The 938-nt window shown below is 64.9% G+C and carries 1 protein-coding gene; it reads left to right on the plus strand.

All coding sequences use genetic code 11. The features are described from left to right. Positions 1 to 907 (plus strand): PASTA domain-containing protein (locus tag BQ7477_RS10950; protein WP_129582585.1); only part of this gene is annotated, 907 nt, incomplete at its 5' end. Positions 908 to 938 lie beyond the last annotated feature (31 nt).

Raw genomic sequence — 938 nt, forward strand, 5'->3', positions numbered from 1 at the left:
CATCGGCGGCAGCGTGTGGGCGCTCACGCGCGGCGCAGGGACGACGGCGACCGTGGCCGTCCCGAACGTCGTCGGCCTCTCCCAGGCGGATGCAAAGTCTCAGATTGAGGCCGCGGGCTTCACGTGGGAGCTCAACCCCGACAAGGTCGCCTCCGACACTGTCGACGCTGGTTCCGTGGCCTCGACAGATCCCGCCGGCGGCACCCAGGCGGAGAAGGGCGCGACCGTACGCGTCACGATCTCCTCCGGCCCAGACTCGGTTACTCTGCCCGATAACCTGGTCGGCATGAGTCCGGACGACGCGCGTAAGGCCGTCGAAGCGCTGGGCCTGAAGTGGGAGGTCAACTCCAGTAAGGTCGCCTCCGACACGGTTCCCGAAGGCAAGGTCGCGCAGACCAACCCCTCCCCCGGTTCGAAGGTCAAGGCAGGCCAGACGATCACCGCGTACCTGTCCTCCGGCTCCGACCAGGTTGAAGTTCCCGACCTTGAAGGCATGAGCCAGGATCAGGCTCGTAGCGCCCTGAAGGCCGTCGGCCTGGAACTCGGCAACGTCACGAGCGTCGATTCGGACAAGGATAAGGATCGCATCGTCTCCCAGGATCCGGCGACGGGTACGAAAGTCAAGAAGGGCACGACCATCGCCGTGTCCGTGTCCAACGGCAAGAACGGCCAGGTGGAGATCCCCTCCATTGTTGGCATCGGTCGCGACGACGCTGAAGCGCAGCTGAAGGCCCTGGGTCTCAACGTCACTGTCGAGGAAGTTGCGGACTCCCAGCCAGCTGGACAGGTCCTTTCCGTCGAGCCCGGCGAAGGCTCGAAGGTGGACAAGAATTCGACCGTGAAGCTCAAGGTGTCTAAGGGTTCTCAGGGCGCAAGCCCCAGTCCCTCCCCCACGAAGAGCAACTAATGACGGGTGCCGCAGCGGCACACACGCCCCG

Source organism: Actinomyces bouchesdurhonensis, from assembly GCF_900128465.1.
In the GTDB taxonomy this organism is placed as follows: domain Bacteria; phylum Actinomycetota; class Actinomycetes; order Actinomycetales; family Actinomycetaceae; genus Pauljensenia; species Pauljensenia bouchesdurhonensis.